Here is a 16,393-nt window from a genome sequence, read left to right as displayed (position 1 = left end):
CAATATGAGTAAAGTTAAGAAACGGCCGAGTAAGACCGCGAAAGCCGCAAAACGGATCTTGAGTGATTCAAAGCTGCTGACCGAAAAGACTGAAAGGGAACTGCAGACCGGACAGGAATTCAGATCCTCGGTCGTGTCGCCCCGGACGTCGAAAGCGATCAAACCGCGACCGGACAAGAAGCGCGGATAGTACTTCCCGGATGTTCGAAATGTAGATGGAAAAGTCCGAACTTCGCAAGCTCTTCCTCGAAAGACGACGGGACCTTGCGGAAACAGAGTTAGAAGCGATGAGCGGGCGAATCGCAGATCGGTTCTTCGATGAGATCGACCTTACAGGTATAAGAGCGGTTCACACATATGTCCGGATACCGAGGTTCAACGAGGTCGACACATCATCCATCTACGCTCAGATCTGGCGCGAGCATAAAAGCATCACTACTTACGCTCCGAAGACCGAACCGGGTTCGGGCCAGCTAGAGTGTTATTCGTTCGATCCCACGACCAGATTGATCGAAAATGTGTGGGGAATACCCGAACCATCCGAAACGGAAAAGGCCGACCCAAAAGTGATCGACCTTGTGATCGTTCCGCTAATGTGTTTTGACCAGCGTGGCCATCGCGTCGGTTACGGTAAGGGGTACTACGACAGATTTCTTTCCCGGTGTCGCGCCGATTGTCTGAAAGTCGGATTGAGCTTCTTTCCGCCAATCGAAAGGATCGAAGACATTCACGAAGCCGACATTCCTCTCGATCTATGCATCACTCCCGATGCAAGTTTTGGTTTCGCCTCGTTATGACCTGATCATTTTGCTTTGAGGATATCTCTTATTTCGACAAGCAGCTTTTCTTCAGCGGTCGGTTCTGCCTCAGCCTCGAGCCCCTTGAAGAGGGTCACGGCGTATTTTGCAAGCAAGAACATGACAAATGCGACGATGAGAAATGTAAGGACGTCGCTGATCAAATGCCCGTAGAGCAGAAGCGGCTTTCCGCCCTTGATCGCTGCCTCGATCTGCTCCGGTGTGGCATTGGCCGGAACGGTTCCGCTGAGATCCCAAAATTGCTGTTTGAAGTCGACACCGCCGGTCATCAAACCAACAATGGGCATGATTATCCCGTCGGTAAATGTCTTGACCACAGTACCGAAAGCCGCACCGATTATGACCGCGATCGCCAGATCTAGAACGTTGCCGCGCGCAATGAACTTCTTAAACTCGTTGAACATGAACGGTTCCCCCTATTGTTGGTTTCATAAACAGCTCAATATAGTTCGTTGTCAGTCTAACCCGCAAACGCTCGTTTCAATTGCCCAAATCGAAGCGCAAAAAAGCGGGCCTAAGCCCGCGATCCTGTTGCTAGACGTAAAACTACAACGATACCGCGTCAGCCTTTGCTTCATCCTCATCGACATCAGATGCCGCTTCATCGGATGAACCGAAATCGCCTGCGGCGTCGGACGATGTTTCGTATGCCTGAGAGTTTGCGGTCCGGTATAGCGACTCGGCCTCGGCGGTCTGCTTCTCAACATCTTCGCGGGCCTTCATCATCGAACACGATCCTTCAAAGATGGCACCCTCTTCAATGATGATACGCGGTGTCTGAATGTTGCCGATGACCCGTGCTGTGCGGCCAAGCTGAACCTTTTCGGTAGCCATGATGTCGCCGTTCACGACGCCGTTGATCATCGCCGCGGACACCATAATGTTGGCATCGACTTGCCCGTTCGTACCAATGATCAATGTACCTGATTCGGAAGCGACCGAACCTACCAGATGTCCATCGACGCGAAGCATCGCTTGAAAATTCGTTTCGCCGGAAAGTACGGTGCCGTGGCCAACAAAGCCGCTCAGCCGACCTTCCTTTATGTCGCGGGCCATCGATTCGCTGTCTGTTACAGCTCTCGACGGAACCGAAACACTCTCACTGCCATACTGGTGAACCGGCGCCTGCGGCTGTGGCGAAATGTTCGTGTCATTCGCTTCGGCTCTGGAACTTCTTCCCATTCTGATCATATTTGGTGGTGCTCCTTCTAAAAAGTAAGTTTAGGCGGCAGTCATTACCGGAGAGGACCTGAAGATAAAATACGCTTTACTCGGGGGCGAGCCTTCGACGCTGATTTGCCTAATCACCAATGATAGATGAGCATTGCGGATGTGTCTAGTCAATTTTCATAGGTTGTTAATTCGGGCATAAAATGGGAGAATCAAGGGTTTCGGAGGTAGTTCGAAGGTTTGTTCGTAGAAAGCAAGACCAAGACCAAGCTGCTCAAAAAAATGGGCAAGGCGATCGGCGATTTTGGAATGATCCAGGACGGCGACCGGATCATGGTCTGTCTTTCAGGTGGAAAGGATAGTTATACGCTGCTCGACCTCCTGCTTGACGTAAAGCGGCGGGCGCCGGTAAGTTTCGAGATACTTGCCGTAAATCTTGATCAAAAACAGCCGGGTTTTCCGGAAGAAGTGCTGCCAAACTATCTGACCGAAGCAGGCGTTCCCTTTCGAATAATTGAAGAAGACACTTATTCAGTGGTCAAAGAGCATATTCAGGAAGGTAAGACCTTTTGTTCGTTATGCTCGAGGCTGCGTCGCGGGATCCTATATTCGACCGCGATCAATGAAGGGTGTACAAAGATCGCGCTTGGTCATCATGGTGACGACATAATCAACACTTTCTTATTGAACTTATTTTTTGTCGGTCAACTCAAAGCGATGCCGCCGATCCTGCGTTCAGATGCCGGAACCAATACGATAATCCGGCCGCTTGCTTATTGTCAGGAATCTGACATCGCCGCGTATGCCGACGAAAAGCAGTTTCCGATCATTCCCTGTAATTTGTGCGGATCGCAGCCTAATTTGAAACGAGCCCGCGTTAAAGCGCTCGTTTCCGAACTGGCCAACGAGATACCGTCTCTACGAAGTTCGATACTCACAGCCCTGACCAACGTTACAAGTTCGCATCTGCTCGATCCGGAGCTTTACGATTTCAGAAACTTCGAACCACTTGTTAAGAAGATCCCTGCCGGCCATGGAAGCGTCGAAAAAGAGCTCGACGAGGTCTTTGACCACAGTGAGCCTTCGTTTTCACCGAATTTGATGGCAACGGCGGGACTCCCGCTGCTCAATAACCGATGAGATCCGGTGATCTTTTGTTTTCTCATTTCAGTATTCGCCTCGTCCCGCCGTTTTCTTTCTGATTCACTTTTATTTGAGTTTTCGCGGTCCGAAGATCTTGTCGTCTACCTCGACGTTGTGTTTCACCGAAGTTATTACCGATATGATATCGCCGTTTGTCGGAGTGTTGTTGACCGTTTTGAACGGCAGTTTGATACCATCGACCTCACGGTAATCGGAGTAATGCAACGTATACGGCAATTGCTGCGCGCTCGTGCTTGAGGGCACAAAACCATCACGCCTTATCAACAGAAAGCTCGTTTTCGAGTAATATTCTTTGAAACTCGTGCCTGCTTTAGGCTCAAACGAGACGATGAAAGCATCTTCGCCGTTGACCTTTGTACTGCCGGTGATCTCAACTTTCTTGTAATTTGTCGTCCAGTCGAGACCTCCGTAAAAATCGTTTGCAAGTTTTGCGTCGTCGAGACGCTTGCCCTCGAGTTTTTCGGCCGGGGCAAATGTATAAGCTTCGACCGCGGTCGAGCCATCGAAAAACTCCCAGCCGCTCGCGATCTTTTTACCAAGCGCGACCATCGTAGTTTCGGTAGCACTCTTATTAGGCGCCTTTGCCCAAGTGGTAGTTTTCGCCTGTACGCCTTGATGCACGAGATCGATATCGGACTCGATCATACGCGTCGAGATCTTTTTCCAATTCGCCTCGCCACCGACAGCTTCGACGGCCCTTTTGTGAAGCTCAGCGACCGTAATATCGGCCTTTGCCTGCGCAGATGTATCAACGCGTTTGAATTCAAAAACGCCTTCGGGTTGTGTCACAGCCACCGATGTGATCTTGCCCGACGAATCGCGTTTTGCATTGAGGAAGTATGTGTCGGGCAAAGGCGACATCGCGAAGCTGCCATCAGCTTTTGCGGACAGAGCATAAGGCTGTTGGCCCGGGATATTGAAAGTCACCTTACCCTCCGATTCTTTGACCTCGATCAACGCGTCGGTGCTGCCCGGCGGAGTATAGCGGCCGATCAACTCGTTAACGTTGGCAGGACTGTTCGTAGTTGTCGGTCGCGTGTTGGACCCCTCGTTCTTTGCGCCTAAGCGTGGCAACTTGCGGTTGCCTTGTGGCTGGATCATCTCAAGTTCGGCCGCCTCGCCTGTTTCCGGTGTGAATTTCGCTCCGAAGCCATCGGGGAGTCCTTCTGGCTTGAACTGACGTGAACCGTTGTGTGCCAGTTTATACGGCGGCTGGCCTGGGACGACGAGAAACAGGTCTCCGCCTTCGACCTTGACCTCGACAGCTCGGCCTTCCGTTCCATACTTACCAGCGATAAGGTTGAGCTCAGCCGCCGGGAGTTTGCTGCTTGCGGGTTTATCCTCTTTTATCAGGTTCGACCAGATCACGGGCATTATGTCGTTACCGAGACTCGAGCCCGACACATTCGTAAGCATTACAAAGCCGAGTTTTTTCTCAGGTATCATTGCGACCAGCGAATTGAAGCCGTCGATGTTACCGCCGTGCTGTACCACCCTGTGGCCGTTCCACGCTTGAAGAAACCATCCGAGTCCATAGCTCATCGTTCCCGTCGGGTTCATTTTCATCTGTGGTTTCAGCCATTCTTCAAAGCTCTTTTCCGAGACGAGGCGTTTGCCATTGGCCACACCGCCTTGAAGGACGAACTTGACCCACTCGGCCATATCACGGGCACTCGAATTGATCGAGCCAGCCGGCGCAACCTGATCGATCTCTCGAAACGGCCTTCGTTTCGTTTCCTTCGTATCAAAGTTGTAGTCGTAACCGAACGAGTGGTCCCTTGCCTTTTCCATCTGCTTGATCGACATACTGCTATTGACCATCCCGAGCGGTTTGAAAATGCGTTCGGGGACATATTTCTCCCACGGCATTTTCTGAGCTTGTGTGACAAGTTCGCCGGCGGCGGCATACATTATGTTCTGATACTGAAATTTTTCCCGCAGCTTGGCGGTCGGCTTTGCTTGAGCGGCAACCTGTATCAACTCGGCCCGGTTCAATTTCCCGGTGATCATGGCAAGATCGGTACGATTGAGACCGGATGAGTGTGACAATAGGTCACGAACAGTAATGTTCTTGTCCGTTTCCGGATCATACATCTTAAAATACGGGAGCAGCTTTTTCGGCGAATCATCGAGCGACAGCTTGCCCTCGTCCTGTGTCATCAAAACACTAAGGGCCGTAAATGCCTTCGTCGCCGAGCCGATCGCAAACTGGGTATCCGGAGTCACGGGCACCTTCTTTTCAAAGTCCTTGTACCCAAGGCCCTTCATATAAATGACCTGGCCGTCCTTTACGATCACTAGCGACATTCCGGGAATTCCCAATTCTTTTCGCCTAGCTTCGACTTTTTCTTCGATCGCGGCGACCGCGGCCGAATATTCCTGCGACGCTGCCGATGAGACACCCGCCGATTGCGAGTAACCGACTATCGGCAGTGATGTCGCAAAGAGCGAGAACGCGATGATCAGGAAAAGCGCCGAACGAAGAGACTTGTTTCGAATCATTCTTGATGCTCCTTTTGTCTTCATATGTTTGCAATTATACGAATCGAAACGGGTTTTTGTTCGATGCGACCTTGGATTCGAATCACGCCTGCGGTTTGTTAAATACTTCGATGGCTTTTATCACGCGCAGCGTACTTCGGTTTATGTGAATACCGAGAGCGATCAGGCCTACCGCGAGTATTGCATATATTGCCACAGCGGCGACAAACAACAGCAGATGGCTGCGGTTCGAAAGGTCCGCAAGCATTAGAAATGCTGCAAAAAATGCCAGTTCCAAAAGTGCCGCAGCAACGAAGGCGAGCTTATAATGTCTTTCGGTTCTTTCGATCTGTTTCAGGGTGTTGCTTCTTATTTGGTCTATGTTTGCTGACATAATGGGTTCTCCTATTTGTAGAATATCGAATAGATGATCAATGGGATCAGGATCAAAGCCTCGATCGCGGCCGCCAGGACTATTAATTTTCGTGTATTTTTGTCTATCACTTTGCCGGTTCCTCCAGTAACTGATCTCTAAGGCTTTTAAGGCCATAGGCTAACCGCGATTTAGCAGTTCCGATAGAGATATCAAGAATGTCGGCGGTCTCAGACAATGTAAGTTCGTCGAGGTAATGCAATACCAGGACCGCCCTGCTAGCCGGTGAAATATTTGAGAGTAAACCGGGAAGCCGCTCGATTATCTCGCTATTGAGTTCGCTATCTATCGGGGCCTCGATCGAACGCAGTGTCTCTTCATCGCGGATCTGCTGTTTCCAACGATTTTCCCTTTTTAGTTGGCGAAAACACTCTCGTGAAGTGATTCGGTACGCCCATGGACTGAAGAGTTTGGGATCGTTCAGCCAACCTATCTTTCGATAGATGATCAAAAAGACCTCCTGAATAACATCATCAGCATGGTGTGAATCTAAAACTATCCGATAGGCAAAACGCCAAAGCTGCAATTGGATCGAACTCAACAATTCGTCAAATGCGTCCTTATCGCCCGCCTGGGCCTTCAGCACAAGTATCTCGGTTGATTCGTTCGCCATTTTCGCCGTCTCACTCAAATAAGAGATAGTAAACTAGAAAAGTGTTCGTATAGCGGTGGGAAATTCGTCTGTTTCAAACTAAGATCGTTTAAAAACGGGAGGATGACGATGCGCAAAGTGACGTTTGGCGGAGCCAACAGTTTGGATAATTACTTTGCCCGAGAAGATGGCGGGATGGATTGGCTGCTTTGGAGCGAAGAGGCAGTGGACATCACGAAGGACTATTGGCCGCGTATCGACACGATATTGATGGGCCGCAAGACCTACGAGGTGGCGCTCGCCAATGATCCGCAGAGCGGTGAGGGAGTCGATGACGAAGGCGGGATCAGGACTTATGTTTTCTCTCGCACGCTCCCGGCCGGGAAAACAACGGGCGGCGCGGAAATAGTGGCGGAAGACCCGGCCGAATTCCTGCGAGACCTGAAGGCCATGGATGGCAAGGAGATCTGTATCATGGGCGGCGGTGATCTAGCACGAACCTTCCTTGAAGCCGGGTTGATCGACGAGATAGGGCTGAATATCCATCCGGTGCTGCTTGGTTCAGGTGTGCCGTTATTTCATCGGATGTCGCGACAGACAGACCTCGAGCTTGTCGAATGCAAGCCAATGAAGAATGGCTGTGTATACGTGCTATATCGGGTCAGGCAGCAGTCCGAAGGCTGATGTCAGGCATCGGATCGGCACTTCGGGTGTCGAGGTCGGTGAACCGGGAAGCAGCTAGGGCGGCCCCGGCGATCAAATAGAAGACCATCGCGACCTCGCCATCGCCAAGATTATAGTGGACCATGCCGGCGGTAACAAACCCCACCAAACCTCCGATCCCGCCAAGGATGATGCCAGACTGAATTGCGTTGACGGAGCGCTTCAATCCCCGCCACAAAGTTCGGGCCAACAAGGCGAGAAACACGATCCAAAGCATGAGCGCGGGCAAGCCACGTTCGGCAGCAAGCTGCACCGGAGTTGAATGAAAGTGACCCATCGGCATATTTCCGCCGTCAAAGAGACCCCATTCCGGCCAACGCTTCTTCAGCGAGTCCATTCCGACGCCGACAAGCAAATGCCGGGGCTTCTCGGTCGCCAGCCTTACTCCGTCGCGCCACATCATTTTTCGATACTCGTTGGTTTCGCCCGGTTGCCGCGTTTGCTGGATCACTAAATAGCCGGCAAGACTGACAGGGATCGCGATCAAGAACATCGCGAACACCAGCTTACGGTTACCGATCGAAACTACCATTGCAAATGCGGACGCCATCATGCCCAATTGTGAAGCCCTGGTCCCGGTCAAAAGCAGCGCTAAGCTGATAAGGACGAGGCAAATCGCAAGAATCGCGTTTCTCTTCGAAAACAGGCGATCAGCGGGTGCGGTTCCCGGTATGTTTGTTCGAATAGCGGCAAAGAATCCGGCTATCAGCAGTCCGAGAACGAGCGAACCGACGAGCTGCAGCACTTCGGAATAGGTCGTGAAGTGACCGTAGAAGCCCATTGCTCGCCACTTATGATTTTTCTTCCAACTTTCGAAGCCGAGCGAATCGAACACGGTCGCTGCTTGTGGCAGATCGACGCGGCGAATGGTTCTGCTCGGGTATGAATCCGGACGGTGCAATAACAACGATGCACTTTCTGTTTTTGTGATCTCAGCCAATATTTCTTCAGGCGTGCTCACTTTCTTGCCGTTGACTTTGAGTATCGCGTCGCCATTCGCAAGGCCTGCTTTTGCAAATGCTCCATCGGGCCTAACGCCGTAGATCTCGACACCGCGTCCTACAACGCGTTCGAGCGGCACCAAGACGACGTTGAACATACAAGAGGTAATCAAAACGGCCGCGACCAGCACCACCGCGCGCATAGATCGCAAGTTGCAGGTAACAAGATACAGGATCAAAAAAAGCCCAACGCCTCGAAGTTTGTCTAACGAGATCGCCGGTTCATATGAAAGAAAAGAACTGAGGATCGTCCAACCGACGAATGACAGTAGCGCGGCATCGATCCATCTGAATCGAAAAGCCGGCCTTGGCTTTATGAACATTCGGGCAGCCCAGCACACAAGCCCGACGAGCCACGCGGTCTGTGTAGCGGCGATCGAATGCGGAGCTGAGAGGGCCATCAGTAAGATGCTTAAGAAGGCCGCTCTTTCCAGCCATTTTGCAGATAATGAATGCTGTGTGACCTCGGCGATCATGTCGAGCCTTTCAAGGATGCGTTTCATATACGACGATGATAACTGAGGATAGCGTTATCGTATCTTCCTTGTCTATTGCTTCCGATTTTGTTTGAATTGCTCAAAACTATGATCCCTGAAAACCTCACTACAGACCTAAGCGTAACGGCCGAGATCAAGCTTTATTACGATCTTTATGTTCCTGAAGACTCGTCTGCCCTTTCACCCTTGCTTATCGCTGTACACGGCTATGGTGCCCACAAGAGGTACATGATGCGTGAAGCGCGATCGGTCGCACCGGCGAACTTCGTAATTGCCTCGGTGCAAGGGCCGCACCAGCATTTTCGCCCAATAAAGGATGGTGGGTATCGGACGGGCTTCGGCTGGCTGACGGACTACCACTCGGAAGAATGGGTCGAAACCCATCATGAATTTCTTTTGCGGGTGATAGATCGGCTTGCGGCCGACGAGACGATCGATGCCGGACGTGTCTACATATACGGTTTTTCTCAGGCTTGCGCACTCAATTTCCGGTTTGCTTTCACACATCCGGAACGCTTGAAAGGCATCATCGGCGTTTGCGGCGGGATTCCGGGCGACCTGGATACGAATACAAAGTACCGCTCTCTCGATGCCCATGCGATGTATCTTTACGGGAATGATGACGAATTCTACACCAACGAGAAGTTTCATGAGTATGACCGGCGACTTAGTGCGGTACTGTCAAACTACAGATCACACCAATATGCCGCGAAGCATGAAATAACTGAAGAGATGCGTGCAGACATTCGAAATTTCTTTTCCGATGTTTCGAAGTGAGTTAAAATGCCGATCGCAGGAAACGGAGCTATAGATATGGAATTTGCAGGCTGGTTGAAGTCCCTTGTGCTTATCCTTCTGCCTTCGCTGATCCTTAATGGTCAACAAGAGAGCAAACATCCCGGCATTGTTTATTTCGAGAAAGGGAACTACGACGCTGCGATTCGCTCGTTGGAAGCAGCAGGAAAAACCAAAGAACGGCGATCCGATCCGGTGATCTGGAATGCACTTGGGTTGGCTTATCTCAAACAGAACGATGCCAAAAAAGCTCGAAAACCCCTTGAGACCGCAGTCAAGCTTTCGCCGTCGAACTCGGACTATCGAACCAACCTTGCATACGCCTATTTTTTGAACCTCCAATACTCGAAAGCCAGCGCCGAAACTGAAAAGGCGATTGCTCTCGATCCAGCGAACGTTGCTGCCTATCGGCTTCGCGGAACCTCCCGGATGTGGAATTTGGATCTTGCCGCGGCCGAGCAGGATGCCGACACCATGTTGCGGATAGACCCAAAGTTTCCGCCCGGGTACATCCTCAAAGCCGACATAATGATCGCTCGCTTGTCAAAACAGTTGACCGAAGGCCGTACGATCTACGAGGAAGTGGGTTTTCTCAAACAAGCGCTTGAGGTGTTGACCGATGGCGTCAAGAATTGCAAAGGCTCCGCTGATACGATCCGGCTTGAGAATGAGCGCGAAGCGATGTCAGCCTTCTACACCCATTTCTCCCGCGACCGGTCAAATGATCCGCCTCCGGGCTCGCCGCCCCCTCCAGGTGTGACACCATATAAGATCATCTCGAAACCAAAAGCGCAATATACCAACGAAGCACGAGCCGTCTCCCAACGAGGTACGATCAAACTTCATGCCCTTCTCGGTGCCAGTGGAAACGTCGAGCACGTCCTATTGGTAAAGCGTCTTGGCTACGGATTAGACGAACAGGCAGTCCGGGCAGCGAGGCAGATAAAGTTTGAGCCCAAACGGATCAACGGCAAGCCCGTTTCAACGGTCGTGACGATCGAATATGGCTTTGATGTGTTTTAGGGCGCTATCTTGAACTTACGTATCTCGACATCGTTTCGCAGACCAGACGGTAAAGTGAGCTGACTAGTGTCGTCATCGGCCGCGCCGCCAATTATATTTACTTCGAGATCGTCGGGTTTTGCGGCAAGTAACGCGGACCGTGGGCCGAACAGTACAACGGTCGCCTTTCGTCGGGCATCGCCTTTTACCGGCACCAGAAGCAGACGCTCGATCCGTTTCTCGCCGATACGAAACGAAATATCGACCGTCGAATCGAGGACGGCCGCTTTTGGATTAGCGAGGACCAAGGGTATCTGTTTTGCAACAAAATCACCTCGCCGGTCCTTAAGGTCGATCTTCTCTGCTGAAACAACCGTCAACTGCCGGACGAAACTTGCCGGCCCTCGCACGCGTACCCTTGCCGGAACCGCCGTTTGAGCATAAACCTCAAGGCCGTCCGTAAGTTCGCCATCCGTTTCGATCTTTACGTCAACCTCTCGTTCCTCAACTGGTTCGAGCCGCACAGCGATCCGATTTGGCTGTATCTCGTCAAGTTTTACCCCGGTCGGCAATTCGATCGAAACATCTTCCGGAGTGAGTTGGATCACTCGGTCGCCTGGTTGAACGTCCGTTAGATCAACCGAAAGGATCAGATCGTTCTTGTTGATCTGATTGATACGACGTTTGTCGCCGGTGACGACAATATCCACTTCCTGAACCGGCGAATTTGTTATTTCAGTGTTGCTTGCGAATCGAAGCGTCAATGGAACACTGCTGAAACGGGTCGTTGTTGGAGTGCTAAGTCCTGTGACACCGAGCCATAGCGAGAACGTGACACCCAACGCCACAAGCTTGATAAGCCAATCTTCGAAAAAGACCTTTCGTACGACCTGCTTTATCAGCAATCCGTACGTCTCTTCCTTCGTCGCTCCACGTTCTTCAACCTCGGTCATCGGTCTTGTCCCACGTCTTTTCTAACCCACTGTGATCTCGGTCTCTGGATCTTTCATCGTTTTGGTCGATTCTCGCTTTGTTTCGATCAACGGGATCTCCATTGCCCTGAGCAAAGCCTTTCGAAGTTGGTTCGTATCTAAATTGCGGCGAACCTCGCCGGCCTCGACATAAGTGATCAAACCGGTTTCCTCCGAGACAACGATCGAGATCGAATCCGTTCCTTCTGTAATGCCGATCGCGGCGCGGTGACGCGTCCCAAGTTCCCGCGAAATGCCGGGATTTTTCGTCAACGGCAAAAACACAGAAGCGGCAGCGATCCTCTCATCTCGAATAACAACCGCACCATCGTGCAGCGGCGTAGATGGGTTGAAAATGGTGACCAAAAGGTCGTAGCTTATGACTGCGTCAAGCTGCACACCTGCGTCGATGAAGTTCCGCAATCCGACGTTGCGTTCGATGACCACAAGTGCGCCTGTCTTTTCGCTCGAAAGCGTCGTGATCGCTAGTACGATCTCGTCATACACGCTGCCACCGAATTGTCCTCGTTGCCGTTTAAGGAGCGGGAACCTGAGCCGATTAGCGAAGTAGATCAACGCTTGCCGAATCTCGGACTGAAAAAGGACGATTATCGCCACACCGATATATAGGACCGCCGACCGTAAGACGAACTCGAGAGTCGCCAAGTCCTGAGCGACCGCAAGCCAGTAGAGCAGTGCGAGCAAGACGATACCGACCATAGTAGGAACCGCTCGGGTACCGCGGAGCAGTTTGAGCACTACATAGACAATAATAAAGACCAGTGCGATATCTAAAAGATTTCGCAAGGTACTTATTGTCGGAAGATACTCTATGATCTGCATCTTGCTGACGTATCATGCCCCCGGCAAACGGCCGATAAAGCGTCTGATCAAGGGAAAGCGGCCTCAACTTCGCGCTTCCTAGAATATCACAAGAACATAGACTCTAACGGCTGATGCCGAGGTGAACCATGCCGACGAGCTGCCCCTCACTGTCGACCACGCCAACAGTTCCGATACCGTTAGACCGTATAATCTCGCGAGCCTCGGCAATCGAAACGCCGGTCTCAACAAAGTGCTGATCCTCAACCGGCTGCATTACGTCGCGGACAACGGTCAGATGCCATTTACTCTTTTCAATGAGCTTGATTTCCGAAAGCAGTAGCATTCCGTAAAGCTGGCGATTCTCCGCTACCGGAAAGACACTCAGTCGGTTCATCGGAAGCACGTTGTCGACAAATTCCCGGATCGTCGATCCGGGCGCTACCGCGATCGGAAGCATCATCACATCCTCAACAAAGATTTGCTCCAACGAACGGGTCTCGCGGATGATCGCGCCAGCCGAGTCGAAAAGGAACAGGCCAACCAAGATGGCCCAGAATCCTGTAAAGAAGTCATTGCGAACTAGGATGATCGCCAGGCCGAAAACGAACATAACGACCGCGATTCCCTGGCCAAATCGGCCGGTCAGAATCGTTGCCTCGTTAAGGTCGCGGCCTGATCGCCAAAGATACGCCCGAAGGACCCGGCCACCGTCGAGCGGGTAGCCAGGAAACATGTTAAAAACAGCGATCAGGAAATTTCCGATCGCGAGCGTGAACATTAAAACAGCAAGAACCTCGGCGCCTGCAGAACTAGATGCAACGGCTGCCAAAACAAAGATCAGTGCGAGTACGAAGCTTGCCGCCGGCCCTGCGATCGCAATGCGAAACTCAGCACGCGGCGTCTCGGGCTCGTGGCGAAATCGCGTAAGCCCGCCAAAAGGATGCAGCACGATCTCGACCACCTCGAGACGTTCGATCCGTGCGATCGCTGCGTGTGCAAACTCATGGACAAAAATCGAAACAAAGAAAACTATTGTCGTCGCGAGTGCGAATACGATACTGGCCGCTAAATTTGCAACGAACGGTTGAATGGTCGCTGCAATGATCGTCGACATCAGCGCGATGAAGAACAACCATCGTCCGTCCGCCCGAACGGGGATATCAGAGACCTGCAGTAAAACGAACTGCCGCTTGAATCGCTCAAGAAACTGCATACCAGGTTTTGGATGCAGACAGAGTACCAAAACGAAGTATGGTTTGAAAGGAAGTTCTGCGACGCGGCATTGCGCGCCGAAACGGGAGTGCCTCCTTTCTGTTCCTGGGAAGGAGGCATTCCTTGGCTAGGTCATCAATTAGAGCTGGCGGAGATCAAATTGTTCATTTTCTGGGAGATCGGTTGTGCGGCTCGGCCGTAGTTTGACATCACGACGGCCGTCCATCCAGAACCGAGGAACATCGAGAGGTTAGAACTAATACCCGTGAAGCCGCCGCTGTGGCCTGTCGGCCCTCCATCAACAGCGGCGAAAAAACCATATCCGTAGCGAGGCGAGTTGAGTTCCGGCTTTGGCGACGTCAGCAACTTGAATGACTCTGCGGAAATGAGTTTACCCGAGCGCAATGCTTGATCGAACCTCAGCAGGTCCTCAACTGTTGAGTAGCCGCCGCCTTGCGGTCCACCGCGCATCACGTGTTCGAAGATATTGTTCGACCACCGAATGCCGTTATCGGTATACTCTTTTTCATATCCGACGGCGAGATTTGTGTTGACCTTATCGAGCTCATAACAATCGGTGTTGATCATGCCGGCCGGTTGATGGATATTTGCTCGGACGAAATCATAATAACTTTGTCCCGATACTATCTCGATCACTTTTCCGAGGACCATCATACCCGTATTACTGTATTGCCATTTCGAGCCAGGCTCGAACTGAATATCCTTTTCATCTGCGACGGCTAGCGCCATCATATCGTCTAAATTGCGCAGCTTCGCGCGCGACATTGAGGAATATCGTGGCGAAAAATAGCCTCCAAGCCCAGCGGTATGTGAGAGGAGATGTTTGATCTGTATCTTTCTAGCTGCTTCTGCATTTGGAAAATCAGGAACGAACTTAGAGAGTGGATCGTCGTAAGAAAGTTTACCTCGTTCGACCAATTGTGCGATCGCAACTGCGGTGAACATTTTGTTCATCGAACCGAGATTGAATTTCGTATCAATGCGATTCGGAACTCCGAAGTCCTTATTAGCAGATCCAAATGCGCCCTTATAGATCACCCGACCGTCTTTCGCCAACAACACTGAACCCGAAAAGACATCAGCCTCGGCGAGTTTCGTCAAGAAAGAGTCGAGCTGCTTCGCTATCTCTTGATTGCTCAGCTTTCCCGATCCAGCCGACATTGGAACTCGTCTCATTCCGAGCCCGGCGATCTTGAACGGCGAATTCCGATCTACCTGAACAAGTAAACCGTCCACGTCGCCTGTCAATTTGTTTTTTGCGAGCATCGTTACTTCGTTCGCTTTCGATTCGTGAACGCCCAAGAGCTCATATCCACGCGAGGAATCATATAAAGCTGAGAAGAAGCTGAGGTGACGTTCCATCGGCATCTTCTTCATCTCATCATTAAAATTGCCTTCAATGTACTTGCGGTATTCGGCTCGATTACCGGTTAAGAGATGTTCCGCCACCTCTCTCGCACGCTGTTCAGCCGCCTTTGCTCCGTCGATGACCTGAGCTGGAAAGCTCGCCACGAAAAACAGCACGGCAATAGTAGACAGTATCAATTTCGTTTCAGATCGCATTTTAAAAACTCCGATGATGATTTTAAGGCTCGTCACTGACCAAAATACGATTCTGGTCATATAAAGTTCAAAAAAAGTTCTTGTCGAGCATCAGGGTACGGCCGACCTTCTTCTAATTTAGAACTCCACGAAAACTCTTCCTATGAAGCCGGCAAGGGCCGAATTCGCGGAGCACCGCTAAGTGAGAGGCCGCGCCGTAGCCCTTATGTCCTGCGAAACCATACCGGGGGAATTCTCGATCATACTCGACCATCAAGTTATCGCGGTATGTTTTTGCGATGACCGAGGCGGCAGCGATCGAGTACGAGATCGCGTCGCCCTTTATCAAGGCCTTCTGCGGGATCGATAAATTTCGAAGTTGAATTGCATCGATCAGAAGATATTCTGCCGCTGGCCGCAGGGCGTTGATAGCAAGTACCATTGCCTTTTTGGTAGCTTCGAGAATGTTGATCGCGTCTATTTCTTCCGCTTCGACCGAACCGATCGCGAACGCGACCACATTCTCGCGGAGCTCTTCCGCAATATGTTCGCGACGCCTTCCACTCAGCTTTTTGGAATCATTCAATCCGTGGGGAACGGGTTTATCAGGATCGAGAATGCACGCCGCTGCAACGACAGGACCGGCGAGGCATCCACGGCCTACCTCATCTACTCCGGCGATCAGTTGATATCCGTCAATTCGAGCCTGCTCTTCAAAATCAAAGCCGATAGTCCATGCGGTTCGATCGGCTTGAAGTTTGAATGCTTCCACGGTTTCTGATTATAAGCGGACCAAAGCGAAAACGGGAAGCCGCACCTTACATCAGGCGATTTTGGTCGAAAGCCCGTGACCGCCGACGGATTGCGTTTCGAACCGTTCTCCGAATCCGGTGATCATGGGGCGACCTTTTGCGATGGCGGCTTGAACAGTTGGGAGTTTCAGTAATGCCTCACGGTTGGCTCTAGTGTCCCATACCTCAATGATCCAGATCGCTTTCGGATCGGCCAGGGTCTTTAGCGACAACATAACTCAGGCAGCCGGGCATTTTGCCTTTGCCGTCGAGAAGTATCTTTACAAGCTCATTGCGTTTCCCTTCGGCAGTCTTCATTTTTCCGATCAATCCGTACATCTTCGTGCCTCCGGTA

Annotated in this window: 17 protein-coding genes and 1 pseudogene; 6 read left to right on the top strand and 12 right to left on the bottom strand. The window is 51.4% G+C overall.

The annotated features are described in order from the left end of the window. Positions 1–4 precede the first annotated feature (4 nt). Both IPM28_11710 and IPM28_11705 read left to right on the top strand, forming a co-directional pair. Positions 5–190 carry a hypothetical protein gene (locus tag IPM28_11710; GenBank protein ID MBK9173645.1) on the top strand — a complete coding sequence of 62 codons (186 nt, stop codon included), beginning with the start codon at positions 5–7 and terminating at the stop codon, positions 188–190. A 25-nt stretch (positions 191–215) separates the two neighbouring features. Then, complete coding sequence (locus IPM28_11705; GenBank protein ID MBK9173644.1) at positions 216–797, top strand: 5-formyltetrahydrofolate cyclo-ligase; 582 nt, start codon at positions 216–218, stop codon at positions 795–797. Between the two features lie 5 nt (positions 798–802). Here the strand turns inward: IPM28_11705 and mscL are convergent, their stop codons facing one another. Then, positions 803–1,222 (bottom strand): large conductance mechanosensitive channel protein MscL, encoded by a 420-nt coding sequence (gene mscL / locus IPM28_11700; protein ID MBK9173643.1) that lies wholly within the window; start codon positions 1,220–1,222, stop codon positions 803–805. 142 nt (positions 1,223–1,364) lie between these two features. Beyond that, positions 1,365–2,009 carry a polymer-forming cytoskeletal protein gene (locus IPM28_11695; GenBank protein ID MBK9173642.1) on the bottom strand — a complete coding sequence of 215 codons (645 nt, stop codon included), beginning with the start codon at positions 2,007–2,009 and terminating at the stop codon, positions 1,365–1,367. 261 nt (positions 2,010–2,270) lie between these two features. Here IPM28_11695 and ttcA point away from each other — a divergent pair, with 261 nt between their 5' ends. Continuing rightward, on the top strand, positions 2,271–3,128 hold the full coding sequence (gene ttcA, locus IPM28_11690) for a tRNA 2-thiocytidine(32) synthetase TtcA (protein ID MBK9173641.1): 858 nt from the start codon (positions 2,271–2,273) through the stop codon (positions 3,126–3,128). A gap of 69 nt (positions 3,129–3,197) precedes the next feature. Here the strand turns inward: ttcA and IPM28_11685 are convergent, their stop codons facing one another. From IPM28_11685 to IPM28_11675, 3 genes are all read right to left on the bottom strand, one after another. Next, positions 3,198–5,654 (bottom strand): serine hydrolase, encoded by a 2,457-nt coding sequence (locus IPM28_11685; GenBank protein MBK9173640.1) that lies wholly within the window; start codon positions 5,652–5,654, stop codon positions 3,198–3,200. Positions 5,655–5,736: 82 nt separating this feature from the next. Next, on the bottom strand, positions 5,737–6,027 hold the full coding sequence (locus tag IPM28_11680; GenBank protein MBK9173639.1) for a hypothetical protein: 291 nt from the start codon (positions 6,025–6,027) through the stop codon (positions 5,737–5,739). 106 nt (positions 6,028–6,133) lie between these two features. Then, positions 6,134–6,679: a sigma-70 family RNA polymerase sigma factor gene (locus IPM28_11675; protein MBK9173638.1), complete on the bottom strand. Its 546-nt coding sequence runs from the start codon at positions 6,677–6,679 to the stop codon at positions 6,134–6,136. A 108-nt stretch (positions 6,680–6,787) separates the two neighbouring features. Between IPM28_11675 and IPM28_11670 the strand changes: the two genes are divergently transcribed. After that, a complete protein-coding gene (locus tag IPM28_11670) occupies positions 6,788–7,342 on the top strand; it encodes a dihydrofolate reductase (protein MBK9173637.1) in 555 nt (184 codons plus the stop codon). Here IPM28_11670 and IPM28_11665 read toward each other — a convergent pair. Continuing rightward, entirely contained in the window at positions 7,320–8,885 is a 1,566-nt protein-coding gene (locus tag IPM28_11665) for a PDZ domain-containing protein (GenBank protein ID MBK9173636.1), read from the bottom strand. The two genes, IPM28_11670 and IPM28_11665, sit on opposite strands and share 23 nt — an antisense overlap. 81 nt (positions 8,886–8,966) lie before the next feature. On the opposite strand from IPM28_11665, the gene IPM28_11660 reads away from it, so the two are divergent. Both IPM28_11660 and IPM28_11655 read left to right on the top strand, forming a co-directional pair. Continuing rightward, a complete protein-coding gene (locus tag IPM28_11660; protein ID MBK9173635.1) occupies positions 8,967–9,656 on the top strand; it encodes a hypothetical protein in 690 nt (229 codons plus the stop codon). Between the two features lie 6 nt (positions 9,657–9,662). After that, complete coding sequence (locus IPM28_11655) at positions 9,663–10,697, top strand: TonB family protein (GenBank protein MBK9173634.1); 1,035 nt, start codon at positions 9,663–9,665, stop codon at positions 10,695–10,697. On the opposite strand, the gene IPM28_11650 is transcribed toward IPM28_11655, so the two are convergent. The 6 genes and pseudogenes from IPM28_11650 to IPM28_11625 form a co-directional block, all read right to left on the bottom strand. Beyond that, positions 10,694–11,629, bottom strand: coding sequence for a YbbR-like domain-containing protein (locus IPM28_11650; GenBank protein MBK9173633.1), 936 nt, complete (start codon positions 11,627–11,629; stop codon positions 10,694–10,696). The genes IPM28_11655 and IPM28_11650 overlap by 4 nt on opposite strands. 21 nt (positions 11,630–11,650) lie before the next feature. Then, positions 11,651–12,490, bottom strand: a complete 840-nt coding sequence (locus IPM28_11645) for a TIGR00159 family protein (GenBank protein ID MBK9173632.1) — start codon at positions 12,488–12,490, stop codon at positions 11,651–11,653. Between the two features lie 103 nt (positions 12,491–12,593). Continuing rightward, positions 12,594–13,685, bottom strand: a complete 1,092-nt coding sequence (locus IPM28_11640; protein MBK9173631.1) for a site-2 protease family protein — start codon at positions 13,683–13,685, stop codon at positions 12,594–12,596. Between the two features lie 134 nt (positions 13,686–13,819). Continuing rightward, positions 13,820–15,268, bottom strand: a complete 1,449-nt coding sequence (locus tag IPM28_11635; GenBank protein ID MBK9173630.1) for a beta-lactamase family protein — start codon at positions 15,266–15,268, stop codon at positions 13,820–13,822. Positions 15,269–15,380: 112 nt separating this feature from the next. Next, positions 15,381–16,019, bottom strand: a complete 639-nt coding sequence (locus tag IPM28_11630; protein MBK9173629.1) for a ribonuclease HII — start codon at positions 16,017–16,019, stop codon at positions 15,381–15,383. A gap of 51 nt (positions 16,020–16,070) precedes the next feature. Further along, positions 16,071–16,377: pseudogene (locus IPM28_11625) on the bottom strand (antibiotic biosynthesis monooxygenase). Between the last annotated feature and the right edge of the window lie 16 nt (positions 16,378–16,393).

Source organism: Chloracidobacterium sp., from assembly GCA_016716305.1.
Lineage (GTDB): Bacteria > Acidobacteriota > Blastocatellia > Pyrinomonadales > Pyrinomonadaceae > OLB17.
This window is presented reverse-complemented; position numbering and strand designations above follow the sequence as displayed.

What these genes read in the sequence shown, in the direction of transcription:
- IPM28_11710 (MBK9173645.1), top strand. Translation starts at nt 5, where the DNA reads ATGAGTAAAGTTAAGAAACGGCCGAGTAAGACCGCGAAAGCCGCAAAA.
- IPM28_11705 (MBK9173644.1), top strand. Translation starts at nt 216, where the DNA reads ATGGAAAAGTCCGAACTTCGCAAGCTCTTCCTCGAAAGACGACGGGAC.
- mscL (MBK9173643.1), bottom strand. Translation starts at nt 1,222, where the DNA reads ATGTTCAACGAGTTTAAGAAGTTCATTGCGCGCGGCAACGTTCTAGAT.
- IPM28_11695 (MBK9173642.1), bottom strand. Translation starts at nt 2,009, where the DNA reads ATGATCAGAATGGGAAGAAGTTCCAGAGCCGAAGCGAATGACACGAAC.
- ttcA (MBK9173641.1), top strand. Translation starts at nt 2,271, where the DNA reads ATGGGCAAGGCGATCGGCGATTTTGGAATGATCCAGGACGGCGACCGG.
- IPM28_11685 (MBK9173640.1), bottom strand. Translation starts at nt 5,654, where the DNA reads ATGATTCGAAACAAGTCTCTTCGTTCGGCGCTTTTCCTGATCATCGCG.
- IPM28_11680 (MBK9173639.1), bottom strand. Translation starts at nt 6,027, where the DNA reads ATGTCAGCAAACATAGACCAAATAAGAAGCAACACCCTGAAACAGATC.
- IPM28_11675 (MBK9173638.1), bottom strand. Translation starts at nt 6,679, where the DNA reads ATGGCGAACGAATCAACCGAGATACTTGTGCTGAAGGCCCAGGCGGGC.
- IPM28_11670 (MBK9173637.1), top strand. Translation starts at nt 6,788, where the DNA reads ATGCGCAAAGTGACGTTTGGCGGAGCCAACAGTTTGGATAATTACTTT.
- IPM28_11665 (MBK9173636.1), bottom strand. Translation starts at nt 8,885, where the DNA reads ATGAAACGCATCCTTGAAAGGCTCGACATGATCGCCGAGGTCACACAG.
- IPM28_11660 (MBK9173635.1), top strand. Translation starts at nt 8,967, where the DNA reads ATGATCCCTGAAAACCTCACTACAGACCTAAGCGTAACGGCCGAGATC.
- IPM28_11655 (MBK9173634.1), top strand. Translation starts at nt 9,663, where the DNA reads ATGCCGATCGCAGGAAACGGAGCTATAGATATGGAATTTGCAGGCTGG.
- IPM28_11650 (MBK9173633.1), bottom strand. Translation starts at nt 11,629, where the DNA reads ATGACCGAGGTTGAAGAACGTGGAGCGACGAAGGAAGAGACGTACGGA.
- IPM28_11645 (MBK9173632.1), bottom strand. Translation starts at nt 12,490, where the DNA reads ATGCAGATCATAGAGTATCTTCCGACAATAAGTACCTTGCGAAATCTT.
- IPM28_11640 (MBK9173631.1), bottom strand. Translation starts at nt 13,685, where the DNA reads ATGCAGTTTCTTGAGCGATTCAAGCGGCAGTTCGTTTTACTGCAGGTC.
- IPM28_11635 (MBK9173630.1), bottom strand. Translation starts at nt 15,268, where the DNA reads ATGCGATCTGAAACGAAATTGATACTGTCTACTATTGCCGTGCTGTTT.